The organism is Microcystis sp. M179S2, from assembly GCF_020245805.1.
GTDB lineage: Bacteria > Cyanobacteriota > Cyanobacteriia > Cyanobacteriales > Microcystaceae > Microcystis > Microcystis aeruginosa.
This window is the reverse complement of record NZ_JADBUE010000069.1, coordinates 18,673-45,666: the sequence shown is the minus strand read 5'-3', so window position 1 is coordinate 45,666 and position 26,994 is coordinate 18,673. Positions and strand designations below refer to the sequence as shown.

Below are 26,994 nucleotides of genomic sequence, written 5' to 3'. Positions count from 1 at the left end.
GATTTTGAGAGAATCGTGCTTCAAAACCTGGCGTCTTCATCGGCCCGCGTCCTGTAGGGGCGAAGCATTCGGATAGAAAATCTACGGTTTCACCGATAGGTTATTGCCCGAATGCTTCGCCCCTACTTTTTGCCGCAGACCACTAGGTAGGGTTTGCGGCAAAAAGTTTGTTGGTGGGGTTAGGAGTCGGTCGTCAGTAGCCGGTCGTTTCAGGCTTTGTTGCCCTCTCTTTTTGTACTAACTTATGTACTGAAAGGAGGATAATGCCAGGTTTTTGGGGGTCCCAATCCGATTTTCGCAGCACTAACATCGGATTTTAACAGGTCAAAAGCCTTATTTTCAAAGGGTTTTACCATTATTCAGCCGACCCTAAATAAATATTTTTCTTTTCTGTCTCCCCTTTTCGATTAGACTGGTAATTGAGAATAATTAGCATTTATTTTAGCGATCGCAAGTCTTAGACAGTTTCAAAACCGTTGACTGAGACTAACAGTAGTGCAGTTATCACCCTTTGGCTACTGAAGTAAACTCGATGAGCTATCAAGGAATTATTATCACTCTTGAATGAAAGACCTTCTTTGCCTTTGGAGATAAGAAAAGCATGGACGATAAAATTAGACCTAATGACCCAGAAGAACCAGAAAAATCGCCAAATAAAGCCCAATTTTCTCCTTGGGGTGGTAAAGAGGCAGTAGCAGAACGTACTAACTCCATGGGTACTGAGCTAACAGCCACCTATCCCCTCGCACAAGTGGAAATGGGAAAAACCGTCTGGTTAGTGGGATTTCAGGGGACAGGAGGAATCAATCGACTCCTAGGTATGGGATTAAACCCCGGCATTCAATTACAGGTAATTAGCTCCCAACCGAGGGGGTCAGTTTTAATTGCCATTCAAGACAATCGTATTGGTATCGGGGCAGAAATGGCCGAAAAAATCCTCGTTAGTGACAGTCAACCGAAAAAACTGGAACCCAAAAAAGACCTACCTGAAGTAAGAACATTTCTGCGGGAGATACCCATAGGAAAAGCGGGTAAAGTTGTCGGTTATGACCGAGCATTGCGCGGATACAAAGGAAAATTGTTATCAATGGGATTAACTCCGGGGACAGAGTTTACCGTCATTCGCGTCGCACCTTTGGGGGATCCCGTCGAGATTCGAGTGCGGGGATTTCATCTCAGTCTGCGAAAACAGGAGGCAGACACTTTAATCGTCGAAGAAATAGACCCAGAAAGCAAAATTTAATCATCTAAGCCTATTCGTCACTCAATATCCTAATTATGGTCAAACCGATTATCGCCTTAATTGGCAATCCTAACTGTGGCAAAACTACCCTTTTTAATGCTCTCACGGGGGCCAATCAACGCACCGGCAACTGGCCGGGAGTAACAGTCGATCGCAAAGAGGGACGATTTCAAGTTAACGGGGAAGATATCACCCTTGTGGATTTACCCGGAGTCTATTCCCTCGATGTAGAAGAAGGGGAGACAGGAATGGATGAATTAGTCGCTAGGGACTATCTGCTGTCAGGAGAAGCGGATTTAGTGATTAATATCGTCGATGCTGCCAATTTAGAGCGCAATCTCTACCTTACTACCCAAATCATGGAGATGCGTTTACCGATGTTGATTGCCCTGAATATGATGGATGTGGCCAAAACTAGGGGTATTGTGGTTAATCCGCAACTCTTAAGCGATCGCATGGATGCAATTGTCGTGGCGATTAGTGCGGTTAAAGGGGAGGGAATCGGAGAATTAAAGCAAAAAATTGGGGAATTAGTTGGTAATATTAACCATACTGCCGCTTATGTGGCTTATCCTGCGGTAATTGAGGAAGCCCTTAACGAGATTATTGCCTACATTAACGACCATAGCAGTAAAAGGATCGTTGAGCCAAGATGGACTGCTTTAAATCTACTGCAATACGAGGATCGCATCGCCCCAGAATTGCGCTCACAGGAACTATTAAGCATTATCGTCAAGCATAGACGACAAATACACCAAGTTTTAGGGGAAGACCTCGATATTTTAATTGCTGATACTCGTTATGGCTTTATTCAACAAGTTACCCAGGGAGCCACTCAACGGACTGGACAGATAAATGATACCATGTCCGATCGCCTCGATCGGATTGTTCTCGATCGCTGGTGGGGAATTCCGATATTTTTGGGCGTAATGTACCTAATGTTCTTGTTTACCATCAATGTTAGTGATGCCTTTATCGATTTCTTCGATTTAACTGCCCAGACTATCTTTGTCGATGGTTTGTCCCAAGTTTTACAAAAAATCCATACCCCGGGTTGGCTAATTGCTCTGCTCGCTGATGGGGCGGGGGGAGGTGTGCAAACCGTCGCCACTTTTATCCCCGTAATTGGCTTTATGTTCCTCTTTTTGTCAATTTTAGAGGATTCTGGCTATATGGCCCGGGCAGCCTTCGTCATGGACCGATTGATGCGTTTGGTGGGATTGCCGGGTAAATCCTTTGTCCCCATGCTAGTGGGATTTGGTTGCAGTGTGCCGGCAATTATGGCCACCAGGACCCTAGAAAATTCTCGCGATCGTTTAATGACGATTATGATGAACCCTTTTATGTCCTGTGGGGCCAGATTACCTGTTTATGCGCTATTTGCGGCGGCTTTTTTCCCCATAGGTGGTCAAAATATCGTTTTTGGTCTTTATATCTTAGGAATTCTCGCCGCTATTTTGACGGGATTGGTGATGAAAAAAACCCTACTCAAGGGAGAAGTCAGTCACTTTATTATGGAATTGCCTCCCTATCATCTACCGCGTCTGAAAGGGGTTTTAATTCGTACTTGGGAACGTCTGCAAGCGTTTTTATGGAAAGCTGGACGAGTTATCGTTTTAATGGTGATGATTTTGGGACTACTCAACTCCGTCAGTTTTGATGGTTCTTTTGGTAATCAAGACAGCGAGCGATCGGTTTTAAGTGCTACCAGTAAAGCTGTAACTCCTATTTTCTCACCCATGGGACTAGAACCGGAAAATTGGCCAGCAACAGTGGGAATTTTTACGGGAGTTTTTGCCAAAGAAGCGATGGTAGGAACCTTAAACTCAATTTACAGCCAACTAGCAGGGGAAGATAACCCGAATAAGGGGGCAGCACAGGTAAAATTCGACTTCTGGGGGCAAATTCAGGAAGCTATTGCCACTATTCCCGCCAATTTAGCGGAATTACCCAATCAATTACTTGATCCCTTGGGTTTAAATCTTGGTGATCTGCAAGATCAAAAAACGGCTGCCGAGAAGCAAGAGGTAGATTTAGGAATCTTTGGGGCAATGGCGAAAAGATTTGATGGTCAAGCGGGTGCTTTTGCCTATCTATTGTTTGTTCTGCTCTATTTTCCCTGTGTTTCGGCCACATCGGCCGTATATCGCGAAACTAATGCCGGTTGGACTGCTTTTATTGCCTTCTGGACCACAGGAATGGCCTATATTGTTGCCACTTCCTTCTATCAAATCGCCACTTTTTCTCGACATCCGGGATTTTCTCTCTTTTGGATAGTCTTGATGGGTTTAACCGTAGTCGGGGTTTTATTCACCTTAAAAAATCTCCGTCCCCGAAAAATCAACCGTCCGGCAATTTAAAAGTAGGGTGGGTTAGGCGACGAAAAGCTAGGCAACTAACTAATTATTTAGATTCGCCGTAACCCACCGCAATCAAGCAACTTTTCTCGATTTTTTTCGCTTATAAACCATGATTTTAACCGATATACAGGCTTATCTTGCCAAAAATCAGAAAGCATCTCTGTCTGACTTATCCACACACTTTCGGATGTCAGCGGATGCCTTAAGTCCCATGCTCGATCGCTTGCTGAAAAAAGGGCGAATTCGCCTGATTTCCCTAGAAAAATGCGGAGGATGCAGCCGTTGTACCCCGGAATCTATGGCTTTTTACGAATGGATTGAGGGCAATTCCACAGGGACAAACAACTAAGAGTTGAATAAGTACCTAGGCAAAATTAATTACACATTTCGATAAAGCTTTTGCCTTTTGCCCATCTTCACTAGGAAATTTATTTTGCACGACTACTTACTATCTTTTTGTAGGAGATAAAATTATGATCACTAACACAGAAATTGTCTCGACACAATCGGCCACCAGCGAGGATCCGCAAATACAATTGGCCGAATTTCTGCGAGAACATAATGAAGTGGAGATGATTATTCCAGTTTTAATGGGATTATTTATTACCAGTCGTTTTCAACTGCGAGGGGCCAATGCACTATTAGTTAATTTAGCCGTAGCCAGTATCTCGCGACAAATTTTCCAACAGTTAAAATCTCCCTTCACCAGTAACCCAAAAACTGCCGAAAAAAGCCCAGATTATAGCAATCAGGAAATAATACCGGGTTGTCGCATTGTTCACTCGGTACCGGGACGAATTCGCCTTCGTATCGACCGTTTAAGTCAAGATGCTGCCTTTGCTAAAAGATTAAACCACCTCCTCGCAGCTGAGACAATTGTTCTTAGTCATCGCCTTAATCCTACCGCTGCCTCTCTGGCAATTACCTACGAAGCAGCCGGCCTCTCCGAGTTAGATTTAGGCTTTCGTCTGATCAATCTACTTAATTTAGCCAATTCTGACAGTAATCTTGAAACTAGCTAGATTTTACTCCGATGAACTTAAGCAAACTTTCCCTCAATTCCGTAAGCGTTGTTCACTCTCTCCCTGGTCGGCTGCGCTTGCGAATTTCCCGCCTAGCATCTGATAGGCATTTTGTCAAGACCTTAGAACAAAAATTAACTTCCCATCCCGCCATTACCCATTTCCGCATCAACGCCGCCGTCGCCTCTCTGGTGATCGAGTATGCCCCCGCCCTCACCCCTGAAATAAACAGGGATTTTGGCTTGCTTTGGCAAAAAATGCTCAATCAGCCCAACGAGTCTTCGAACGAGCCAGACAAGCCCCAAAAACTAGGGAAAGAAGAATGGTCTAACCTTGCCCTTCCCACCGCCGCCACCCTCCTCGCGATCACCTGTCAACGTTTTCCCCAACCCGGTTTGAGCATCTTGGCCAGAAGCGTCCTTTTGGCCGCAGCTTTTCCCGTGGCAGCCCGGGCGCTGAAAAGTATCTTCGGAGAGCGTAAACTAAATATCGATTGTTTAGACCTCTTAGCCCTGATTTTTAGCGGTTTTCAAGGGAAATTATTGACACCTTCCCTGATTATCACCCTCCATGAATTGGGGGACATTATTCGCGATCGTACCGCTAGGGCAACGGAAAAACGAACGGCTAATTTATTAGATACAATCGGTCATTACGCTTGGGTGGAAAAAGACGGCGAAATCAAGCAAATTACCAGTGATGCTGTCCAAATTGGCGAGACAGTGGTGGTTTATCCCGGGGAAAGCATCCCCGTTGATGGCACAGTCTGGCAAGGGGAAGCGGTAATCGACCAACAGCAACTAACCGGGGAATCCTTGCCTATTGTCGCCCGAAAAGGAACTCTCGTTTATGCCTCCACCTTAGTTCGTTCCGGTCAGATCCGCCTCACCTGTGAACGAGTCGGTCAACAAACTCGCGCCGCTGCCAGTATCGAACTTCTGCAAAAAGCTCCTGTCCATGATACCCGCATGGCCAATTATGCCGCTAATCTGGCTGATCGCCTGATTTTGCCTTCTTTAGGGTTAGCATCACTAATTTTTCTCACCACCCGAGATGCTGCCCGGGCCGCCGCTATTCTCACCCTCGATTTTGTCACGGGGATTCGGGTATCTTTACCTACAGCTTTTTTAGGCGCGTTGAATCATACCACCCGTCACGGGGTTTTGGTACGCAGTGGCAGAACTTTGGAGTTATTGGCAGATATCGATACGATTGTTTTTGATAAGACGGGAACTTTGACCACGGGGGAAGTGATGGTGGTGGGAGTGGAAACTATCCCTGGCCGCTTATCCCCAGAACGAATTCTTCAATTAGCGGCCTCGGCCGAACAAAGGATCACCCATCCCGTCGCTATGGCGATCGCTAATTATGCCCAGCGCCAGGGTGTGGAAATCTTACCGAGGGGAGATTGGGATTACCAGTTAGGACTAGGAATGCGGGCAGAAATTGATGGTAATCAGGTATTGGTGGGCAGTGACAAGTTTTTACGCCAGCAAGGGGTCAATTTAGACGAATTTGGCGGTGATTTAGCCAACCCCGCCAGTGCTTGGGTGTCTCGCAATTATCTCGCCTGTAATGGGCAATTTCAGGGGGTAATCCACTATACTGACCCTTTGCGTGCCGATAGTCGTTGGTTAATCGATCGCCTACAGCAAGATTATGGCATGACTGTGCATCTGTTGACGGGGGATAATCAACAAAGGGCGAAAGAAGTGGCGCAAGCGTTAAATATTCCCTTTGGCCAGGTTCATGCTGAGGCTTTTCCCGAACAAAAGGCTAAAATAGTTCGAGAATTGCATCGCTCTGGCCATACAGTCGCTTTTGTTGGCGATGGTCTCAATGATTCCGTGGCTTTGGCCTATGCAGATGTGTCGATTTCTTTCGAGAAGGGTTCGGAAGTGGCAAGAGAAACCGCCGACGTGGTACTGATGAATAATGATCTGAGCAGTTTACTAGAGGCGATCGCTATTGCCCAAGAAACTAAAGCTTTAATTGAACAAAATATTTTTCTAGTGGTCGCCCCGAATTTAGTCGCCCTCGTTTTGGCCACTAGCATCGGTCTTAATCCACTTTTAGCCACCGCAATTCATAACGGGACAGCAATTATTGCCGGTTTAAATAGTTTGCGTCCTCTGGTTTTTCATCAACTACAAGGTCAAAGGGAGACTCCATGAGTAAATATGATAAATTAGCTAATAAAATTGCCAAAAAAGTTACTAAAAAATTGAGCAAAAAGTTAATTAAAGCCATCTATAACCGACTGGATTTAGAAAATATTCTCTCCTCCCGTTCTTTTCCATTAGAAGAATTCGAGCGAGGTGATAATAGACATTAAACCATCATAAAAATCAAAGATTGTTATGATGGTTTAAGAGTCGGTATCTGGGGAAGTCTTGACCCATCCACTAATAACTGATAGGTGAATATCTAGGCTATATTCTCTTGAAAAAAAACTTAATAATATTCCCTCAAAAACTATTCTATAATGGTACTCGTAGGTAGATAATGCTTCTAAGTTAAAAACTTTTGCTATCTACAGACTGAAGGCAACAAAATCAATGGTTTAAAGCTCATGGAAAAAACACAGATGTTAGAACAAACGAGAAAACTAGCACAAATTACTCCAGGGAAAGCGATCGTTTTCGGAATCGGTGCGCTGCTGTTGGCCCCCACCGTGATTTCTTTACTGAAACCGGTCGCCAAAGCAACGATTAAAACTGGCGTTGTTCTCTACGAAAAAACTAAGAGTTCCTTGGCCGAAACGGCAGAAGTGCTGGGGGATATCGTCGCCGAGGCCAAAGCAGAAGTCATAGCCGAACGCGATCATCAAGTGGTTCTACCCAGTGGGGTTAATTCGGAACCCTCATTACGCGATAGTTAATTTCTGGTGAGTAACCAAAGTCACTCAACCCTGTTGGCCCTCAACCCGCAGAACCTCAAAGTTATATAATCTTTAAGAGTTATTAAGCTTTGTGTCAGTTTGCCCAGCAGGATTGAATGAATATACTTTTGGTGACATCATCTTTAGGGTTACTCCTAGCGATCGCTATCGTCGTCTATTTTGTTTCCTCTCGCAAGTACCAATCATCAGACTCGGTGGCCAATTCCTACGACCAATGGACTGAGGACGGGATTTTAGAATATTATTGGGGGGAACACATCCATTTAGGTCACTACGGTTCCCCACCAGAAAAAAAAGACTTTCTAGCGGCAAAAGCCGACTTTGTGGCGGAAATGGTCTCTTGGGGAGGTTTGGATAAATTACCCGCCGGTGCAACTCTCCTCGATGTCGGTTGTGGTATTGGTGGCAGCAGTCGCATTCTGGCCCGCGACTACGGATTTGCCGTTACCGGTGTCACTATTAGTCCCAAACAAGTGGCACGGGCCAAAGAACTAACACCCCCAGATTTAAATGCTCGCTTTTTGGTCGATGATGCCATGGACCTTTCTTTTCCTGACGAGAGTTTTGATGTGGTCTGGTCAATTGAAGCCGGTCCCCATATGCCGGACAAAGCCGTTTTTGCTGGGGAATTACTGCGAGTTCTCAAACCAGGGGGAGTCTTGGTGGTAGCGGACTGGAATCAGCGAGATGACCGTCAAAAACCGCTTAATTTCTGGGAACGTCCCGTAATGCGCCAACTTTTGGATCAGTGGTCTCACCCCGCTTTTGCCAGTATCGAAGGTTTTGCCGAACAGTTAGCGGCCACGGGATTGGTAGATGGGGAAGTGGTGACTGCTGACTGGACAACAGCCACTCTACCCTCTTGGATTGATACCATTTGGCAGGGGGTGATTCGTCCCCAAGGCTGGTGGCAATTTGGTCTAACTGGGTTGCTTAAATCCGTCCGAGAAGTGCCGACAATTCTGCTGATGCGTTTGGCCTTTGGCACGGGTTTATGTCGTTTTGGGATGTTCCGCGCTGTTCGCGCTCAATCCCATCTGCAACCAAGTCAGCAAGAGTCTCTTACCTCAGTTATGTAGGGTTTGCTGAATAAATCTAAAAATCTTGTTGGGTAAGACTTTTGGACTTTTTTTTCCTCAAAAAGTCCCAACCATTGGAGTGATCGGGGGGAAAATTCCTGGACTTTTTCCCTGAAAATTAGGTAATTGACCCTCTCAAAATCGATAAAACCCCACACCCCACAGGAAAAACTTTTTGCCACAAACCCTAACTAGAGGCAATCCAATTAATTATTGATCGGGTTGTGGGGAATAGTAGGAGTTTTGATCAGTGACGATCGAGCTTGGAGAGATAGGCCACTTTTGATAATTTGTTTGAGAATTGGTCGGCCTAATTTGACCGCAGCTGGCAGCACAACCGCACCGATAACAATTGTTCCCAAACCAAAGAGAGCCGTTCGATCTCCTGATTCGTGATCTTCGATAATTTCTTTGAGATGAAAAGTCAGAATCGATTTATCCCAGTGAATAATCGCCATAGGTTTATCTCCTAATAAGGATGAAATTGGGTGTCAGCAGAAGGTAAAACAATAATATGTCCTCCCGCACGAGAAATCAGACCTTGTTGCTCGAATTCATTGATGAGTCGGGTAATGCTCACTCTGGTCATCCCGACCATTTCGGCTAATTCCCGATGAGTGAAACGGATATCGATACGCTGGCCCGTTTCTGCGGGACGACCGAACTTTTGCGATAATTGAATTAGAGTTTTCAGAAAACGCAGCCTAGGCCGATCGCGACGCAGGGAACAGAGCCAATGCTCAGTTTGTTGAACGTGACGACAGAGAGCCGAGGAAAGACTGCTACCCCGTTCAAGAGGAAGACAAGTAGCTTCAACGCTAGTGCAGCACTGCATCTCGTAGGGTTGAATCTGCGATAGGGGACGGCCGACCACATCATTTTCTCCCCAATAGCCGAGGATGACGATTTCTCCTTCCTCATCCCACGTCATCACCTTAACCACACCGCGATTGATTAACCAAAGAGCATCCAGACGCGAGGGTAGGGGGTCACGGGGTTGAAATAGACGAGTGACGAGAGGTTCCCGCATAAGTACCACCGCTAGTAGAATTACCTTCTCCTCTAATTATTGCATAATTTTCTCAATAAAATCAACAGGGATCTTCCAGAAAAATTTCCTCCAACTGATGGGACTTACCAAAGATGAGCTTCCTTATACCCCTCATTCAAAGCTGTAAACAGCCAAAGACCAAGATTTCACCTCGAAATATCCCCTCGATCGAGACTGAGAATGATCGCGATTAGCTTTCAACCAATTGATAATTATTTGCAACTGTGTGATAATGAAGTTATGAGATTTCCCCCGCAACCATGAATAGTCACCAATAGCGACTTTGGTTTCAGGAAAGAGAGTTTGTACGGCCATTGCTAAGACATGGGCGCAAGTATGGCGTATTTTTACGATTTTTTGCGAATCTTCCTCGATAACGGGGCTTTCTGCTCGGGGATACTCAATCTGATTGACCATTGCTAGTTAAAACGATAATCATTATCATTTTAGCAAAGGAGGGCTGATGTCTGAGAAAAAAATGCGCTCAAATCCTCTAGCGGCAAGCTCAACGCTGATAGCTTACCGCTCAAACTGGAGGTTTCCCCGTTTTAAAAGCAGGGATTATCGACGATATTCTCGACTTAACAGCCAGAATCTAGGTTATAATGACGAAAAACGCCACAATGGGCTTTACTTCTCCCGTGTCCTCTCTTAAACTCTGTTTCTTGAGCGAGTAGTGCTTCTATTTCTGCCAATAGTTGACGCACTGGTTGCCATTCTGCGCTATTGTTCTCCTGACATTTAACTTCCCACTGAGCGAGAATTTCCTCTAGCAATAGCGGCAAGTCTCTGGGGGAAAATGCCTCTCCTCGGTCTAATTGTTGGCTAAAATCGAGTATTTGGTCTTTAATGGCAATGGGAACCCGGATAGTCTGAGTTTCTCCATTTTGCCACGCTCTTTTACGTCCTGCGCCACCGCGCCATCCACCTCTTCCTGACATAATTCACGCTCCATTTCTAGACAATTTACCTGACTCCTTTAGCCTAGCATCCTTTTTTGATTTTGTGTCAATATCTATAAGCCATGTATATCAAGGGTTGAGTCCGTAATCATCCCCCCTATTTTTTAGACTGACTATACTCTGCTTAGACACACTCCATAGCCAGTGAAAAGTTACCGTCAGCAAGGGGAGAGAATTAAGGGGATTTTCCTGAATTTCTCGCTCAAAATCCCGACAATCGATCGCCTCTTCCGAAAAGGCACGCATTGGATGCACCGCACATTTCAAGCGATAATCTCCAGTACAAAAAACACAGCGACTACAGGGAATTCGATGCAGCTTTTGCAACTGCCGGCGCCCTTGGGCAACAGCAAGAAAAAGAGCAGTAAAAAAGAACAGCAGCGTTATCCAGATCGCGATCGGACAAAAGAGCGGTATTAGCCTTAACATAAATCTCGATTTTTGTCAATTAAGGAATAATTACAGTTGGCTCAGAAAGAAATTCCTGTGGAACTAGAGATCGCCAAAAACTAAAAATCTCTTGACTGACGCTGTAGGGGTGGGAATAGTGGAAAAAATAACGCCCTTTGTGACAACTCCAAATGCGATCGCCTGACTTTAACCAGGGTTGCCATCCCTGCAATAAATGCTGATCAATTACCGTATCGATATCTCCCCCACAGACTAACAGGGGTACGGGAACTGTCCCCGGGGCGAAATGAGCATTCTGATAGAGATTATGGGGAGAAAGGGACAATAATAAATCCTGTTCCAAGAGATAGCGATATTCTTGGGTTAAAGCGCAGGATTGATGACCAAAAAGATTGTGAACCGATTGATTGAGCAGAGTTTGACGAGAACAAGGCAGTAATTTTGATAGCACATAATAATGAGCTTGCCAATCGATCGCCGGATAGACTCCCACAGAGAGCAAAGTTAAGGATTTTACCCTTTCCGGATAACGACGCGCATACAGTAATCCTACTAATCCCCCCGTGCCGTGGCCGACTAAATGCAGCGGTCGCTCGCATTGTTTCAGGTAATCTTGTATTAATACCAAGGCAATATCAAGAGAAGCTGGCTGATCAAGAGATTGACAGTATTGCCAATCAGCGATCGCAACTTCCCTGGCTAAAAAATCCAACACCGGGCGATCAAAACGGCGAAAACTGGGGTTAACATTAATCCAAACTGCATCAGGTAATCGAGACATAATAATCAAGGATATAGGGGATTTTTCAGTGATCAGTAAACAGTAATCAGTAATTGGTGAAAAGAAAGCTGCGAACTAGCCACTTAATACTATTCACTGATAACTGATAACTGATAACTGATTGATAGCTAACTAAACGCCAAATTCGCCCTTAAGTCCCGCGACCCAGGTTTTGATCCGTTGTTCAGTTAAATCGGATTGGTTGTCTTCATCGAGGGCTAAACCGACAAATTTGCCATTTTTTAGGGCTTTCGACTCGTTAAAATCGTAACCTTCTGTCGGCCAGTAACCGACGGTTTTACCCCCCAGGGAGGCGATTTTTTCTTCCAGTATCCCCAGAGCATCTTGAAAGTTATCCGCATAACCGATTTGATCCCCCATCCCGAAATAGGCGACCTTTTTGGAGACGAAATCAATGTCATCCAATTCATCGTAAAAACCCTCCCAATCGCTTTGTAATTCGCCGATATTCCAGGTGGGACAACCGATAATCAGGGCATCGTAGGGGGCAAAATCCTCGGTAGAAGCGGAGGAGATATCGTGTAATTCTACAATTGCCTCACCTCCAAATTCTTTCTGAATCATTTCCGCCACCGTTTCGGTTTTGCCGGTTTGCGTGCCAAAAAATAAGCCAATTTTTGCCATAAAATTTGTCCTTGTTGCGAAATAAGTGAGTTTAACTCTTAATTCTCCTTGATAGGGAATAAAGCCCCTGATTACAGTTTTCTCCCTCTGAAACTGGCATTTCCTGCCGGCAAGAACTACAGTACCAATAAGAGCGAGAGCGTCCAATGTGATGCAGCAATTTGGTGTTACAACAGGTACAGTAAGGCATAAGGGACAGTTAGAAAGATTGATCAGCGGGGAAAATTAGGAAAATCGATAATTTATCCTAATTTTCCTCAAAAAAACTAGGCTTCTATCGCATTTAAGGCTTTTTCTACTCGTTTAAAGTCAAAACCCATCGCGCGTAAAGCGTGCCAGAGATGACCTTGTAAAAAGAAGAAAGCGAGAAAAAAGTGGGCATTAGCTAACCAACAGCGCGCCGTATGTACTCCAAAGGGCAATTTCACCGTGTCGGCAAAGTAGGGAGCAATTCCTAACTTCACTTCTAAAATTGGCCCGTAAAATTCGACTGGATAAGCGAGGGTATTTACCCCACAGAAATAGGCGGCCACGAAACCAGCTAGGGCAATTCCGCCCAAAGAATAGGATAAAATGGCTTCTCCAGAGAAAATCAGCACATTTCTCGCCCATTTAAGCGGGGGAACGATAATATGCCAGATACCGCCCCCAATTAACATTAAACCGACGTAGATATGACCACCGACTAAATCTTCGAGATTGTCCACAGTAGCAAAGTGGGTTTGATAGCCATAGATAACCCAAGGATCGAGGGTTGGTTCACTAACGACTCGGACAGCGCCGATAGTTGCGTCGTATAATCCCCCCCAGTACATAGCTTTGGCCACTAACAATAATGCAGCTATACCTAAAAAGAGCAGGTGATGACCGAGAATAACTCCTAATTGTCGGGGTTCACTCCAATCGAAATGGAATTTTTTCCCTGGACCGGAGGAATCTTTCAGGGTTTCTGGGACTCTTAACAGGTGAAATAAGGCTCCTGCTCCCAAAACTGCCGAAGAAATCAGATGAATTGAGCCAATCACGAAAAAGGGATAGATATCAATGATTTGCCCCTTTTCTCCAACTCCAAAGCCTAAAGTGGCCAGGTGCGGCAGTAAAATTAAGCCCTGTTCTGCCATGGCTATATCGGGGCGATACTGGGAAATTTCAAATAAGGTGAAGGCTCCTGCCCAAAAAGCGATTAAAGCAGCTTGAGCAACGTGAGCAACGATAAATAAGCCTGATTTATCGGCAAAACGGGCATTTCCTGCCCACCAGTCGTATTCGATCTGAGGATTATCGTAGGTCTGCATGGCATCTTTTAACGGAAATAGAACCAAGCTTATTGATAATTATATGCAATAAGCTTTAAGTCTTAGTCTAGAATAATTCTCAATAAAGTCAAGTTAAGAATTGTTACAGTTGCTCGGTATCCTTTGATGCCTCAGTATTTTTAGCCTGATCAGCCTTTGACAATCAAGGCTTTTCAGCATGAATCTTGGATCGCAGCTAGAGTAATCGCCTCAAATAATTGAGAATAATTACTAATTAATTTTTAACGAAGACTAGAGGATAATTAGCTTGTCATCACTTAAACAAGCCTATAATTAGGCATTAAAGAGCATATTTAAGCTTATTTACGCTTTTTATTTCATTTTTAACCTGAAATATCTTTTTTATTCGATAAAATACCCACTGGTGCCACTCGCCTCGCTGTCGGTTGTGGTAAGCTGTACTGAATTTAAACTGCGTCAGAGTCTCTGAGCGCCCATTTATAGGGATTGCCGCCTCTGGAGGTTACTTTCTCCCCCCTCCCCAGTTCTGAAAAGATACTTAATAGAGCCGTAGATTAATAACATTGTCGTTAAAGTTATGGCCATAATTAGGGGAGCGATTTTGGCTAACCAGAAAGCCACGAAGATTATGCCGATTCCGTCGGCGAGTAAGATGGGTAAACGTGGCACTATGCCATGGTCAATGATTTTTTCTGTGCTTGGCTGCAGTTGAATTTTGGCTAAACAATGAAACCAAATTTGACTAACTAAAACTATTAAAGCTCCCCATCCTATCCAGAGGGCAGCCAGATAAAAGCCCGATAATTCTAAAACAATTGTACTAATTGTGACGATAAAAAAGCGATCGAGGCGAGGATCGCTGGTTTTTTGCTGAAATTGGGCAATTTCTCCCAAGTCCACCGCTGCCATGCGTGCCTGTTCCATACACATCCCCAGGGTACCTAGGGCAAGAATAGCAGCGGATAGGTTTTCCGGTGAGAAGATTTGGGAGATTATGCCTAAACTAGCCGGAAAAAACAGTAAAAAAAGCATCGTTCGTCTCATCTATTCGGGGTGGGGTCGGATTAAGATAAGAAATGCTCTTGACTTGATCATTTCTGTAATGTCTTGTTTGCCTCCTTTTCAAAATGCTCTCCTTCTCACCCAAGCTTTAACCCATCGTTCCTATGTCAATGAACAGTCGGAATTGACGGAAAATAACGAGCGCCTAGAATTTTTGGGCGATGCGATTTTGGCTTTTTTGGTGGGCGAACTGTTGTATCAAAAATATCCCGCCATGAATGAGGCAGAATTAACCCGTTTGCGGTCAAATTTGGTCAAAGAAGAACAATTAGCGCAATTGGGCCTTGAAATCGGCCTGGGGGAGTTAATGCGTTTGGGTAAGGGGGCAATTAAAGATCGGGGGCGATCGAATCCTACCCTATTAGCGGACACTTTTGAAGCGATAATTGGGGCTTATTATCTAGATTCGGGGTTAAATGCGGTTAAAAATTATCTGCACGGGCTTTTTATCCCTGTAGCCTCTCATTTAGTCTCTCAACAATCGGAATCGCCATCTTTTATCGATGCCAAAAATCTCTTTCAACAGTGGGCCTTGGCCAATTTCGCCTCTAATCCAGAATATGCGATCATTGATGTTACAGGACCCCCCCACGCTAGGGAATTTACTGCCGAAGTGCGGGTTAATAATCTTCTCTACGGTACAGGTAAAGGTAAACGGAAACAGGATGCCACCAAAGCGGCTGCCGAAGATGCCTTAAAGCGCTGTCAATTGCAAGGGTAAATAGGGACAACCCTACTTATCTTAGGGGCCACCAATTAACTTTATCCCGGGTGGCACTGTACACTTCTTTTAAACCCTCGGCATCTAGTACCCGAATTAAATCCCCCGTCGATTCTGAGGCAATTAATCCCACGGTTTGCAATCCTTTTAATACCTGTTCGACGGTGCGTTGATTGAGTTGACAAGCGCGAGCAATCACATCGACGGATAGATCAAAAGTATAGATATTTTCGGCATCTGGTTGACTGCCTAATTCTCTTTCTTGATAGATTAAAGCTCTGAGTAAAGTGGCTACAGCTTGGGGTGGATAGCTACTGCAATTAAGCAAATGATACTCGAATTTTTGCTGTAATTCAAATAACAAACAGTACCGTTGACGAAAACTTTGGTTATCGTTGTAAATCTTTTCTAGCGCCGATAAGGGAATTTTCAGGACGTGGGTAGTTTTATAGGATTCCACCAAACAGGGAAAGGCGCGACTGGCTAAACCATAACTAAAGGGTAAACTCCTCATGCCAAAACAGCCACCGGGGTAGGTAATGGCAATAATCCGGTCGAGGGGAGTGCTGCGGACGACGATTACACCCTCATTCAAAATCACATACAAAACATCTAGAAATTCATCGGGGAGAAAAGCCGTATAGACGGGACGATTGGAAAATAGCGTCTCTAGCTTGAGATTGTCGGCATCGAGATACTGACTTAACCAAGCTTCCTCTAGTCCGCGAAAGAGAAAACTCTGGTTAATCAGTTGTTGTAGGAGGGTTGTTTTTTTGGCTTTGACGCTCTTGCCCATAGTCTCAAACCTAGATGTAGCACTGATTCCATCTTCTCACAGTTTCCCTTGTTATCACCTTATTCCCAATTTGTTTTATAAATGTATTGAAATTTTGTTTCCTGTGCTGTAGGATTAAACTAGACCTGAAAACAGATACAACCTTAGAGTAAATCTCAGGAGCGCCGCCGATGCAGTCATCCCAGTCTTGTTTATCCCTACTCGTGGCAACTGTCCTGACGGGGGGAACGCTGGTATCCTGCACCCCATCCCCCACCAATAGCGGCAATGACAGCCAAAAACCCGTGACTGTGACGCTTGTTTCCTATGCTGTCACCCAAAGTGCCTACGAAAAAATCATTCCCAAATTTGTCGAGGAATGGCAACAAAAAACGGGGCAAAAGGTAACTTTTGAACAGAGTTATGGTGGTTCCGGTTCCCAAACTCGTGCCGTTATCGATGGTTTAGAAGCGGATGTGGTAGCGTTGGCTTTAGCTTTGGATACCAAGAAAATTGAGCAAGCGGGATTAATTCAACCCGGTTGGGAAAAAGAAGCTCCCAATGACTCTATTGTTCATAAATCTGTAGTGGCTTTTGTTCCTCGTGATGCCAATATTAAAATTAATCAATGGTCAGATTTAGCCAAGGATAATATTAAAGTTATTACCGCTAATCCCAAGACTTCTGGCGGAGCGCGCTGGAATTTTCTCGCTCTTTGGGGTTCGGTGACGCAAGCGGGAGGCAGTGAACAAGCGGCGCAAACTTTTGTCGAAAAAGTGTTTAAAAATGCGCCAGTTTTACCTAGAGATGCTCGCGAATCTAGTGATGTATTTTTTAAACAAGGCCAGGGAAATGTGCTGATTAATTACGAAAATGAGATGATTCTCGCTAACCAAAAAGGCGAGAAGTTGTCCTACACTGTTCCCACCGATTACAATATTTCTATTGATAATCCCGTGGCGGTTGTTGATGCCAATGTGGATAAAAAAGGTACGAGAAAAGTGGCCGAGGCTTTTGTGCAGTTTTTATTTACTCCCGCGGCGCAAAGAGAATTTGCTCAGGTGGGGTTTCGTCCCGTTGAACCGACGGTATTTAAAGAGTTTGAGAGTAAATTTCCTCAGATAAAAAATCTCTTTACCGTGCAGGATTTAGGCGGTTGGGATAAAGTACAAAAGCAATTCTTTGATGATGGAGCCTTGTTCGATAAAATTCTGACTAAAGCTGGTAAATCCTAAGGAGGAAACCCATGGATAATCAACCTCAATGGCAAACTATTAATCATCCCCAAAGTGACTTACATCTCGATCAATCAGGACTCGATCGCCCCACGTCCCGAAGAATAAAAATTCGGATTCCTAAACAATATATTAACGAGCCAATTATAGCACGTTTAGGGTCTTTTCCTGGTCTAAAAGTGAATATATTTTCCGCTTTGTTAGCGGCAAATAATAATCAAGATGGCTGGTTCGATCTACAACTACAAGGCAACTCCCAAGGGATAGAAAATGCCCTTTCCTATCTGGCAGATTTAGATGTAGAAGTTTGGTATGATTCAGCACAAGTTCTTGAAGAAGCGGACAATTGGTAATCTCTAGCAATAATAAACAATGGCTAACCCACAATTATCTTTATCTCCCAGTCAACCCCTGAAAAAAGTTTCTATTCCTTGGGTAATTACCATTAGTTATCTAGTGGTTTTGTTGGTTTTACCGGCGGCGGCACTATTTGCTAAATCCCTAACTCTTGGTTTTGCCGAATTTTGGCGCATTGCCACTTTACCGATTTCTTTATCCGCCTACCAAGTCACTTTTTTTACTTCCTTAATCGCCGGATTAATTGACGGAGTTTTTGGCACTATTATCGCTTGGGTATTAGTGCGTTATCGATTCCCGGGTAAAAAAATTGTCGATGCTTGTGTAGATTTGCCCTTTGCTTTACCCACTTCTGTTGCCGGTTTAGTCCTAGCCACAGTTTACAGTGATAACGGTTGGCTCGGTCAATTTTTTGCCCCCTTTGGCATTAAGATATCCTTTACCATTTTAGGGGTTTTTGTGGCGATGTTATTTATCGCTTTACCCTTCATTGTCCGCACCTTACAGCCGGTTTTACAGGAAATGGAAAAAGAGGTAGAAGAAGCGGCTTTATCCCTCGGTGCTTCCTCTTGGCAAATCTTCTGGCGAGTTATTTTTCCCACAATACTACCCGCTATTTTAACAGGAGTTGCCCTCGGTTTTGCCAGAGCGATCGGTGAATATGGTTCCGTAGTTATTATCTCCTCTAATATTCCCTTTAAGGATTTAATTGCCCCAGTTTTAATCTTCCAAAGACTAGAGGAATATGATTACACAGGTGCGACAGTAATCGGCATGGTTTTATTACTGGTTTCTTTGTTCATGTTAGTAGTAATTAATTTCCTGCAGCAATGGGGGCAAAAATACAGAGTTAAGTAAAGAGTAAAAAATATTAGGGTATAACTGGAGACAGATCAAAAATGCTGAGTCTAAAAAAATCAACTAAACCGAAAGAGTGGGATTACAAACCCCTACTAATTATCATCGCCCTTGTTTATCTGGCACTATTATTATTTATTCCAGCAGCGGCAGTATTTTACTATGCTTTTCGCAATGGATTCCAAGCTTTTTTAGAAGCGGCGGGAACTTCTGACTTTATCGAAGCGGTAAAATTAACAGTAATTATTGCCCTAATTACTGTACCTTTAAACACAATTTTTGGACTTTGTGCAGCTTGGGTAATTGCTCGCAATCAATTTCGTGGCAAAACTTTATTAATTAGTTTAATTGACTTACCTTTTGCCGTTTCTCCCGTGGTAGCGGGTTTAATGATTGTACTGCTCTATGGGCGCAATGGTTGGTTAGGTTCTTTCCTAGAATTTTTCGATATAAAAATACTTTTTGCTTTACCCGGAATGGTATTAGCAACTATATTTGTTACTATGCCTTTTGTCGCTAGAGAAGTTATCCCAGTCTTAGAAGAAATTGGCTTGGAACAAGAGGAAGCGGGGCGCACTTTAGGGGCAAGTGATTGGCAGATTTTCTGGCGCATAACTTTACCCAATATTCGTTGGGGATTGATGTACGGAGTGCTGTTAACTAATGCCCGGGCGATGGGAGAATTTGGGGCGGTTTCTGTGGTTTCTGGCAGTATTTTAGGGAGAACTGCTACCCTGCCAATTTTCGTAGAACAGGCCTATAAAAATTATCTAACTCCTGCCGCTTTTAGTGCGGCGGCTATCCTAGCTTTACTAGCAGGAGTTACTTTAATTATCAAAGAAATTCTCGAACGTAAAACCGCCCACAAAATTCACACTACCTAACTACAAAAAACCTAAAAATCATGAAGGCGTTGGGTTTCATGCTTCAACCCAACCTACGTTCTACAAAAAACCTAAAAATATGAGTATTACTATCCAGCAAGTTTCTAAACGTTTCGGCAATTTTCAGGCTTTAGATAATATCAGTTTAACCATTCCTGAAGGCAAATTAGTCGCCCTCCTCGGACCATCGGGATCGGGAAAATCTACCTTATTACGTTCAATTGCGGGATTAGAAAGTCCCGACAGTGGCGCGATTATCATTAACGGACAAGATACCACCCGTGTGGATCCTAGACGGAGAAATATCGGCTTTGTTTTTCAACATTATGCCCTATTTAAACATTTAACTGTCCGTCAAAATATTGCTTTTGGGCTAGAAATTCGCCAGCAAAAATCGCCATTAATTAAGAAAAAAGTTGAGGAATTATTAGAATTAATTCAATTACAAGGATTAGGCGATCGCTATCCCGCCCAATTATCGGGAGGACAACGGCAGCGAGTAGCTTTAGCCCGCGCTTTAGCCATTCAACCGAATGTATTATTATTAGATGAACCCTTTGGAGCTTTAGATGCAAAAGTCAGAAAAGAATTAAGGGTATGGCTGAGAAATTTACATAAAGAAGTTCACGTTACCAGTGTTTTTGTTACCCACGATCAAGAGGAAGCAATGGAAGTAGCTGATACGATTGTCGTGATGAATCATGGTAAAATTGAACAGGTGGGTTCTCCCGCCGAAATTTACGATCATCCGGCCACAGCTTTTGTGATGCAATTTATTGGGGAAGTGAATATCTTACCCAGTTTAGCAGGATTAGGAAATGGACATCATCCGGGTGATAATTCCACCGTTTTTATCCGTCCCCACGACCTGGAAATTATGCCCGAACAAGATGGTTTGAATAGTTGGGCAGTGGTAAAAAGAGTTATTCATTTAGGCTGGGAAATACAAGTAGAATTAATGTTAGCCGATGGGGAAATGGTGGTGGCTTATCTCAATCGGGAGGAATACAAGCAATTACAGTTACAACCAGAACAAACGGTACATTTAAAACCGAGAAAAGCGACCTTACTCACTGATTTTGACAATAAAAGTGAGAAAGTTATCGATTACTCAATTTAAAAACTCTAGGTTTATTAAAAATTTTTCATAAAGCTGTAAGTGACCTTCACCGCTCCCACTTTCTCAGCACTGATAGAGTTAGAGCAACTTCTTTACCTTTCTCCTCAATAAAATCTAGCAATTCCTTGACGGTGCTTTTATCTTCATCTACTTTGGTGTTAAGATTGACAGCCTTGAGGTCAAAGTTTTTGGCTTCGATTTCTTCACGGGTGATTGTCCAACTCCTCTCACTATCTTCTCGGTTGGGTAATAGTTCTATAAACTCCTGAAAGTGATTCATCATCAGGGGTTTGCGCTTGGTAACTTTGACATCGGACAGGTCATAATACCAGATTTTTTCAGTGGGTTTACCTTTAGTAAAAAAGAGGATGTTAGCTTTAACACCCCCACCGGCAGCCACAAAAGTCCCCGCGGGCAAACTAACGATACACCAGAGATTACAGTCGTTTAATAGTTTTCGTTTGCTCTGGACAAAAGCATTTTCATTGGTGCGAAATAACACCCCTTCATCTAGGACGATACCGCAGCGTCCCCCCGGTTTCAAACTATCGATAACGTGCTGTAAAAATAGGACTTGAGTAGCACTGGTTTTATAGGCAAATTGTGCCTGTACGGTCCTGTGTTCTTTGCCGCCAAAGGGAGGGTTAGTGAGGATAATATCGAACTGGGGCGGAGCATCTTGGAACAGGTCGCCATAGATGACTTCTCGGTTTAAGGTGTTGCCGTGCCAGAGGTGGGGGTAATCGATGCCGTGTAGGACTAAATTAGCGAGGGCAATGGGGTAGATGAGGTTCTCTTTTTCCCTTCCGTAAAAGGTTTTTAGTTTGATGGTTTCTAGCTGTTCGGGGGTGATGTCATCTGCTAGGAAATCGCGGATATATTCGTAGGATTGGGCCAGGAATCCGCCCGTGCCGCAGCAGGGGTCATAGATGGTTTCTCCTACTTGGGGGGCGATGGCTTTGACCATTGCCCGGATGACTTCCCGGGGGGTAAAGAATTGACCGCCATCGTTGTTTTTTTCTCCCATTTTCAACAGCAATCCCTCGTAAACTTGGGAGATGGGGAAGATGTGGGTAGGGTCAATGTAGTCGATTTCGTGGATTTTATCGAGGATGTCTAACAGGTTGGTTTCGGTGTCGATGCGGACTCGTTCGACACTGGATATGACCTCACTGATAATTTTTTGGCGGGGGGTGGCTTGGGGTTTGTTTTTGAGACTTTTGAGGTAGGGAATGACTTTTTCATTGACAAAGGGCAGAAATTGACCCATTTGCCCCATTTGCAGGTTAAGGCGGCGGTTGCCTTCAGGGTTGGCCCAATCTCGCCAACGGTAGGGTTCGGGGATGGAATCGGCAAAAGAGTCCCCCACGGCTTCCGCTTCTTCCGCTTCTCGCTGTTCGGTGTCGTCAAGGATTTTGAGGAACAGTAGCCAACTGAGTTCGGGGACGTACTGTAAAGCACCGGCACAGTTGGAACGCCGCATGATGTCGCAGATGCCTTTGATGTAGCTGTTAAGTCCCTGTTGGGTGGTGAAGGTTTTACCGTTGTCGTTGCTGTTTTTTTTAGCCATTGAGTTTACCTAATTTGTCTAACCTGCCAAGCGGAGATTGGCGATGAGGGGGAGTTGGAGTTCGTTGTTTTCTTGCATTCTTTGAGAAAAGAATAGGATTTCTAGGTTTTCGATTTCTTCGGTTTGGGGGTTGACTCTCACAATAATATCATCTCCTAATTCTTCTGATTCTTGTTCGGGATAGGGAGCGCATTTATTGATATAGAGAATGTCTCCCGTTGGGTCATATTTGATAATTAGGTTTTCTGTCATTTAGTAAAATAATAGCGATTTTCTTCTGATTCGGTACGAGGTATGAACAGTATTTGGTTTAAGTTTGTCCATGCTTGCTGTGTTTTTTCTATGTCTATTGTTTGCATAACTATAATTCTCCCTTAAAGGCGCGGCGCAATAGGACGGCGGGGAGTTTATTGATGGTGTCGAGTTGCTCTTTTAAGTTCTGTTTTAGTCGTTCCACTTCTTGCATTTGTTCGGTTAGAGTTGAGGCGATTTGTTTTTGTTTTTCTAAAGTAGGAGGAATAGGAATTGGCATATTGTACATAGTAGAAGCACTAATATTCACCTGTCCTATAGCGCGAGTCATATTAGCTTCTATGAATTTCCTACCTTGTCTTGAATTTATATAAGCAGAAATATAATAGGGATCTGCTAAGTTGTATCTCATTTTAAATCGAATCAAATAAGATGCGAATACTGCTTTAAATTCAGCGTCAAAAACTGCGGTTTTCCCTACTAATTCAGCACTATTTGTCCTGTTAAATAAAACATCGCCTTTCTTTAATAAAAATTTGGTTTCTTCGTCGGTCGGTAAATTAACATACATTAAATCAGACCAATTTATTTTCCCTTCTATAATGTTTCCCATTCTAAGAACAGGCAAACCTTGATTTACATTAGTAGATTTTTCAGATGTTCCATATTGACCATTACTTTGACATATTTCCCCTAACTTTCTCCTCTCCCAAGAATTAGCCTCCTCACTTTCAAAAACAGCCCGAAGATAGGCAGCAGGTAAAGCCTTGGCAGCTTCTAACTGTGCTTCTGTTGCTTTTCGTGCCTTTTCTACCGCTTCCATCTGTTCATTAAGAATGGCGGCTATTCGTTTTTGTTCGCTTAGGGGTGGGAGGGGGATTTCAATACATTTTAAATCTTTGATAACAAGGTTACGATTAGCTGCTCCCTGAGTTAGGCTTTCTGCTTGTTTTTTACAAATCGGAGCATTTAAGACCTTCTCTAAATATTCTGGAATAACTTCTGATTTAAGCTTTAAAAGTGCTACGCTGACAAAAATACTGAATTCTCGATTAATATCAATAGCTTTAGCAATACCTGTAGTACCAACTTTTGTATAGAGTACATCTCCTTTTTCTGGCTTACATCGTTTACATAGCTTTTTATGTTCTTCTTCACATATAAACTTACAGTCATCAAAATTAATCCCAGTTTCTCTAATATTTTTTACTGATAAAAATGGTATTCCTTCTTCAATATAAGTTGGAGTAAAATGACTGCCATCTGAAACATCACGGCAAACATCCCCCAACTTTACCCACTGCCAACCATCGGGCAACTGCCGATCATTTTCCTGACTCATAATAACTCCCTTGCCCAATCATAAACATTCAAATACCAATCCCAAATTAAAAACCCTAAGCGGCAAACAATCTTATCTTAGTTTCCTGTATGATCTCAGCAAGTAGCTCCTCTACATGTAATCATTAATGTCTCTTCAAGATGATTAAATTCATCGTAAAAACCAATGACTCCATTCGCACCATATACAGGATACCCTTCTTTTTTTAATGCTGATATTGGAATAGTTTTCCACTGCTTTGGTTTACAGACATCGACTAAAGCTACTTCTGTCCAACTCATCCCAACATCTCCTTTAACGCGTGTAAAACCTGATCAATCTTATTTTCAAACATAAATCAAACATCCTTTCGGTTGACTAAAACGGTGGGTTACGACGGATTGTTAGATTGACTTTAACGCCTAGATTGTTGCCGTCTAACCCACCCTACCAATGCACTCACCCCCCTCCAATGCGTAGGGTGGGTTAGCGATAGCGTAACCCACCACTCTCTTGGAATCACCCAATAAAAATAACATTCCTATCCTAATCAGATATTATACCATTCAACAAGCTTGGAGAAAGAAGCTGGGAGAAAGCGGGTTTCTTAACAAAATCTGAGCCTTAATTTAGCTATTTACTAGAAACCCGCTTTCTGTTCTATTTAGAAACCCCTAAGCGGCAAACAATCTTATCTTAGTTTCCTGTATGATCTCAGAGGGTTTACCTACTAACTTTAACGCCGCCAATCCCCCAGCCTTAGTCACTTCCGGCACTTGAAAAATGAGCTTATTTTCTAATCCTTCCGTCCCCGACTTACCAAACTGAGAAGCGATCGCCCTCACTGTCGCCGCCGTTTCCTCTGGCATTTCGCGTAACCAATCCTCCTGTTTATAACTAAAAGCTTCCGCTCTTTCCAGACGAGTCAGACGGTGCAAACCATAACCTAACTCTCCCAAAACATCAAATAAATCGCAAGCTTCCAACTCATCTAGTGTCCTAATTATACTTGCCGATCGCCCCCCATCAGGCAATATTTGTAATAACCTCCCCCGCTCCTCCGGCTGAACCCAAATTGAACGAAATAAGGTCAAATTAGTCACCTGATTAACCAAGGATTCCGCCAGCCTCTCTCGATACTCTTCTACCGTTATCGGCTTCGTTTCTCCGTCCACCGTCGTCAGAATATAGCGCCCCACCGGAGTAATATTCACCTCGAACCCCTCAACGGAGATAACCCGCCGTTGCTGCCTTTCCTTTGGTTCCGCCGCCGTACCCTTTTTGGTGGCTAACTTATCGAGAAACTTCTCCCCAAATAAACGGGTAGCATTAGTGTAGTCATACACCCGAAACATTAACTTATTAGTGGGTAGATGCAACCGCGTCCCCCGCCCTACCATTTGATAGAAACTAATGGGAGAATTGACATATTTAAAAAAGACAATATTTCTCACATTGGGGACATCGACGCCGGTGGTTAAAAGATCTACCGTCGTCGCGACAAAATGGGAACGGGAACTGCCCTTTAAATCCGGCAAATAGTCATTACCCGAAGATTTGGCCGTACACTTGAAAGCATAATAATCCTTCGGCTTTTCCCCCTTAGCGGCACACCAACGAGCATAGAGATTATTCATCTCAATGGCTACAGCATCAGCATGGCGGTCATTAACACAGAAGATAATCGTTTTCTGTTCCACTCCCCCCGTTGTTAACAAATGATTAAATAAATCCCCCGCCATCGCCATCACACGGTCAGGGAGCAAAATTAACCGCTCATAACTGGTTTTCTCGTACATTTCCCTAATTTCTGCCTCTGGGATGGGCTGTCCCGTGTTGGCATCAAGGGGATTTCTGCTGATGACCTCCTCCACTGTAATGCCCGTGTCATCGAGGTTGATGGCGCTCCTAACAATTTCGCAGGCGGCAAGATAGCCATCCTCTATCCCTTGTCCGATGTCGTATTCATAGACAGGTTCGCCAAAATAGGCCATATTATCGGCGGTGATTTGTCTATCGGCTTCTGATTCGGGCGAGTCTTCTGTAAACTCCAATTCCCGGGGAGTTGCCGTCAACCCCACCTGTACCGCCTCACTGTTGCGGGTGAGAACTTGCGACCACTTACCCCAAGCGGAACGGTGACACTCATCGATGATGATATGGCTGAAATAATTTTCCGGGTAATGGGTGGTTAAAAAATTCCCCATGTCCTCTTCCTTGTCCACATTCAGGGTTTGATAGGTGGCAATTAAAACACGGGCATTCTTGTGGGGTTGGTTCTTTTCTACTTCCGCCGCCTCGGAACCGAAGGCAATTTGCAAAGCCGCCGCCCCCTGGGTTCTCAACTCATCGCGATCGCAGACAAATAAAGCCCGCCGCAACTGTCCGGCATCTGCTATTTTTCGCAGTAGGTTACAGGCAATAAAAGTCTTACCCGCGCCCGTTGCCAGGGTTAGAAGGACTCGCGCCGGGGAGCCTGTTTGCTGGCAGCGGGCAATTTTTTCCAAAGCAGCGCGGATGGCAGCATCTTGGTAGTAACGCCGTCCTCCTTCTCCCCCCTTATAGGGAGTCAGCAGGGGACGGGCGACCTCCTCTGCTAGGCTGAAGCCTACATACTGCTCGTATCTCCCCCTCAGTTCGGCCGGGGTAGGAAATTGGCTGAGGGGCTGAGGGGCTGAAGTTATATTCGTCGTGCGATCGTGTTCGACAAAAAGATGACCGTTACAGGAGTACACAAACGGTACATTTAACCCTTTGGCATAGCGTTTAACCTGTTCTAAGCCTTCAGTGGGGGGCGCATCTTCCTTTTTTGCTTCTATTAGGGCGACGGCTAAGGGTTGGCTGTCGCTACTGACGGCCACTCGCAGGGTATAATCGATCCTTCCCCTGGCGCGTTCGGCTTCCCCATCGATAATTTGAATTGCCCCCGGGGTTTCTTCTCGCTTGAGACAATCCTCGGTCCATCCTCTTTGATGCAGGACGGGGTCAATTAATTTGGCTCTGGTGTCTGTTTCTCCTAATCCCATGGTTCTCTCAAGACAGTAAACAGATAACTAATGAATGATACTAAAATCTGGTTATTAAAAACTGATTATCTATTGCCCCT

The 26,994-nt window shown here is 44.1% G+C and carries 30 protein-coding genes; 14 read left to right on the top strand and 16 right to left on the bottom strand.

Annotation, left to right across the window (positions count from 1 at the left end; genetic code table 11):
- Window positions 1-601: 601 nt before the first annotated feature.
- From IM500_RS03945 to IM500_RS03910, 8 genes are all read left to right on the top strand, one after another.
- Entirely contained in the window at window positions 602-1,243 is a 642-nt protein-coding gene (locus IM500_RS03945) for a FeoA family protein (RefSeq protein ID WP_190722462.1), read from the top strand.
- Between the two features lie 35 nt (window positions 1,244-1,278).
- Complete coding sequence (feoB, locus tag IM500_RS03940) at window positions 1,279-3,603, top strand: Fe(2+) transporter permease subunit FeoB (RefSeq protein ID WP_287737761.1); 2,325 nt, start codon at window positions 1,279-1,281, stop codon at window positions 3,601-3,603.
- 109 nt (window positions 3,604-3,712) lie between these two features.
- Window positions 3,713-3,952, top strand: coding sequence for a FeoC-like transcriptional regulator (locus tag IM500_RS03935; protein WP_190722460.1), 240 nt, complete (start codon window positions 3,713-3,715; stop codon window positions 3,950-3,952).
- A gap of 124 nt (window positions 3,953-4,076) precedes the next feature.
- The gene (locus IM500_RS03930; RefSeq protein WP_002787210.1) at window positions 4,077-4,625 is read left to right on the top strand and encodes an HMA2 domain-containing protein; all 549 of its coding nucleotides are present in this window, start codon (window positions 4,077-4,079) and stop codon (window positions 4,623-4,625) included.
- Window positions 4,626-4,636: 11 nt separating this feature from the next.
- Entirely contained in the window at window positions 4,637-6,799 is a 2,163-nt protein-coding gene (locus IM500_RS03925; RefSeq protein WP_287737759.1) for a heavy metal translocating P-type ATPase, read from the top strand.
- Complete coding sequence (locus IM500_RS03920; RefSeq protein WP_002742213.1) at window positions 6,796-6,960, top strand: hypothetical protein; 165 nt, start codon at window positions 6,796-6,798, stop codon at window positions 6,958-6,960. The genes IM500_RS03925 and IM500_RS03920 overlap by 4 nt, the downstream gene beginning before the upstream one ends.
- Before the next feature lie 237 nt (window positions 6,961-7,197).
- Window positions 7,198-7,506: a DUF5132 domain-containing protein gene (locus IM500_RS03915; RefSeq protein ID WP_002742215.1), complete on the top strand. Its 309-nt coding sequence runs from the start codon at window positions 7,198-7,200 to the stop codon at window positions 7,504-7,506.
- A gap of 116 nt (window positions 7,507-7,622) precedes the next feature.
- Window positions 7,623-8,606 carry a methyltransferase domain-containing protein gene (locus IM500_RS03910; RefSeq protein ID WP_190722458.1) on the top strand — a complete coding sequence of 328 codons (984 nt, stop codon included), beginning with the start codon at window positions 7,623-7,625 and terminating at the stop codon, window positions 8,604-8,606.
- Here the strand turns inward: IM500_RS03910 and IM500_RS03905 are convergent.
- From IM500_RS03905 to IM500_RS03860, 10 genes are all read right to left on the bottom strand, one after another.
- A complete protein-coding gene (locus tag IM500_RS03905) occupies window positions 8,576-8,764 on the bottom strand; it encodes a hypothetical protein (protein ID WP_249264813.1) in 189 nt (62 codons plus the stop codon). The genes IM500_RS03910 and IM500_RS03905 overlap by 31 nt on opposite strands.
- 48 nt (window positions 8,765-8,812) lie before the next feature.
- Window positions 8,813-9,064 (bottom strand): hypothetical protein, encoded by a 252-nt coding sequence (locus IM500_RS03900; RefSeq protein ID WP_002742221.1) that lies wholly within the window; start codon window positions 9,062-9,064, stop codon window positions 8,813-8,815.
- Between the two features lie 11 nt (window positions 9,065-9,075).
- On the bottom strand, window positions 9,076-9,636 hold the full coding sequence (locus IM500_RS03895) for a Crp/Fnr family transcriptional regulator (RefSeq protein ID WP_002742223.1): 561 nt from the start codon (window positions 9,634-9,636) through the stop codon (window positions 9,076-9,078).
- 132 nt (window positions 9,637-9,768) lie between these two features.
- The gene (locus IM500_RS03890) at window positions 9,769-10,074 is read right to left on the bottom strand and encodes a hypothetical protein (RefSeq protein ID WP_190722464.1); all 306 of its coding nucleotides are present in this window, start codon (window positions 10,072-10,074) and stop codon (window positions 9,769-9,771) included.
- A 164-nt stretch (window positions 10,075-10,238) separates the two neighbouring features.
- The gene (locus IM500_RS03885) at window positions 10,239-10,598 is read right to left on the bottom strand and encodes a hypothetical protein (protein WP_190359190.1); all 360 of its coding nucleotides are present in this window, start codon (window positions 10,596-10,598) and stop codon (window positions 10,239-10,241) included.
- A gap of 90 nt (window positions 10,599-10,688) precedes the next feature.
- Window positions 10,689-11,048, bottom strand: a complete 360-nt coding sequence (locus IM500_RS03880; protein ID WP_002787222.1) for a hypothetical protein — start codon at window positions 11,046-11,048, stop codon at window positions 10,689-10,691.
- Window positions 11,049-11,067: 19 nt separating this feature from the next.
- On the bottom strand, window positions 11,068-11,811 hold the full coding sequence (locus tag IM500_RS03875) for an alpha/beta hydrolase (RefSeq protein WP_190722457.1): 744 nt from the start codon (window positions 11,809-11,811) through the stop codon (window positions 11,068-11,070).
- 132 nt (window positions 11,812-11,943) lie between these two features.
- A complete protein-coding gene (gene fldA / locus IM500_RS03870) occupies window positions 11,944-12,456 on the bottom strand; it encodes a flavodoxin FldA (protein WP_002760221.1) in 513 nt (170 codons plus the stop codon).
- A gap of 266 nt (window positions 12,457-12,722) precedes the next feature.
- Window positions 12,723-13,751: a chlorophyll a/b binding light-harvesting protein gene (locus tag IM500_RS03865; RefSeq protein ID WP_002787228.1), complete on the bottom strand. Its 1,029-nt coding sequence runs from the start codon at window positions 13,749-13,751 to the stop codon at window positions 12,723-12,725.
- Between the two features lie 459 nt (window positions 13,752-14,210).
- Entirely contained in the window at window positions 14,211-14,777 is a 567-nt protein-coding gene (locus IM500_RS03860; protein WP_190359188.1) for a hypothetical protein, read from the bottom strand.
- Window positions 14,778-14,835: 58 nt separating this feature from the next.
- Here IM500_RS03860 and rnc point away from each other — a divergent pair, with 58 nt between their 5' ends.
- Entirely contained in the window at window positions 14,836-15,516 is a 681-nt protein-coding gene (rnc, locus tag IM500_RS03855; RefSeq protein WP_147069137.1) for a ribonuclease III, read from the top strand.
- 16 nt (window positions 15,517-15,532) lie between these two features.
- Here rnc and IM500_RS03850 read toward each other — a convergent pair whose 3' ends face one another.
- Window positions 15,533-16,312, bottom strand: a complete 780-nt coding sequence (locus IM500_RS03850) for a Crp/Fnr family transcriptional regulator (RefSeq protein ID WP_190722456.1) — start codon at window positions 16,310-16,312, stop codon at window positions 15,533-15,535.
- A 170-nt stretch (window positions 16,313-16,482) separates the two neighbouring features.
- Between IM500_RS03850 and IM500_RS03845 the strand changes: the two genes are divergently transcribed.
- The 5 genes from IM500_RS03845 (at window position 16,483) to IM500_RS03825 (ending at window position 20,745) form a co-directional block, all read left to right on the top strand.
- On the top strand, window positions 16,483-17,526 hold the full coding sequence (locus IM500_RS03845; protein ID WP_287737757.1) for a sulfate ABC transporter substrate-binding protein: 1,044 nt from the start codon (window positions 16,483-16,485) through the stop codon (window positions 17,524-17,526).
- Between the two features lie 11 nt (window positions 17,527-17,537).
- The gene (locus IM500_RS03840) at window positions 17,538-17,879 is read left to right on the top strand and encodes an NIL domain-containing protein (RefSeq protein WP_002768372.1); all 342 of its coding nucleotides are present in this window, start codon (window positions 17,538-17,540) and stop codon (window positions 17,877-17,879) included.
- Window positions 17,880-17,898: 19 nt separating this feature from the next.
- Window positions 17,899-18,741: a sulfate ABC transporter permease subunit CysT gene (cysT, locus tag IM500_RS03835; RefSeq protein WP_004159580.1), complete on the top strand. Its 843-nt coding sequence runs from the start codon at window positions 17,899-17,901 to the stop codon at window positions 18,739-18,741.
- A 41-nt stretch (window positions 18,742-18,782) separates the two neighbouring features.
- Window positions 18,783-19,625 (top strand): sulfate ABC transporter permease subunit CysW, encoded by an 843-nt coding sequence (cysW, locus tag IM500_RS03830; protein WP_002797969.1) that lies wholly within the window; start codon window positions 18,783-18,785, stop codon window positions 19,623-19,625.
- A 79-nt stretch (window positions 19,626-19,704) separates the two neighbouring features.
- Complete coding sequence (locus IM500_RS03825) at window positions 19,705-20,745, top strand: sulfate/molybdate ABC transporter ATP-binding protein (RefSeq protein ID WP_287737755.1); 1,041 nt, start codon at window positions 19,705-19,707, stop codon at window positions 20,743-20,745.
- A gap of 46 nt (window positions 20,746-20,791) precedes the next feature.
- Here IM500_RS03825 and IM500_RS03820 read toward each other — a convergent pair whose 3' ends face one another.
- From IM500_RS03820 to IM500_RS03800, 5 genes are all read right to left on the bottom strand, one after another.
- A complete protein-coding gene (locus IM500_RS03820; protein ID WP_190722453.1) occupies window positions 20,792-22,315 on the bottom strand; it encodes a class I SAM-dependent DNA methyltransferase in 1,524 nt (507 codons plus the stop codon).
- An 18-nt stretch (window positions 22,316-22,333) separates the two neighbouring features.
- Window positions 22,334-22,567 carry a DUF2283 domain-containing protein gene (locus tag IM500_RS03815; protein ID WP_190722452.1) on the bottom strand — a complete coding sequence of 78 codons (234 nt, stop codon included), beginning with the start codon at window positions 22,565-22,567 and terminating at the stop codon, window positions 22,334-22,336.
- 109 nt (window positions 22,568-22,676) lie between these two features.
- Window positions 22,677-23,909 carry a restriction endonuclease subunit S gene (locus tag IM500_RS03810; RefSeq protein ID WP_190722451.1) on the bottom strand — a complete coding sequence of 411 codons (1,233 nt, stop codon included), beginning with the start codon at window positions 23,907-23,909 and terminating at the stop codon, window positions 22,677-22,679.
- 95 nt (window positions 23,910-24,004) lie between these two features.
- Entirely contained in the window at window positions 24,005-24,190 is a 186-nt protein-coding gene (locus tag IM500_RS03805; protein WP_190722450.1) for a restriction endonuclease subunit S domain-containing protein, read from the bottom strand.
- A 372-nt stretch (window positions 24,191-24,562) separates the two neighbouring features.
- Window positions 24,563-26,914, bottom strand: a complete 2,352-nt coding sequence (locus IM500_RS03800; RefSeq protein WP_287737752.1) for a DEAD/DEAH box helicase family protein — start codon at window positions 26,912-26,914, stop codon at window positions 24,563-24,565.
- Window positions 26,915-26,994 lie beyond the last annotated feature (80 nt).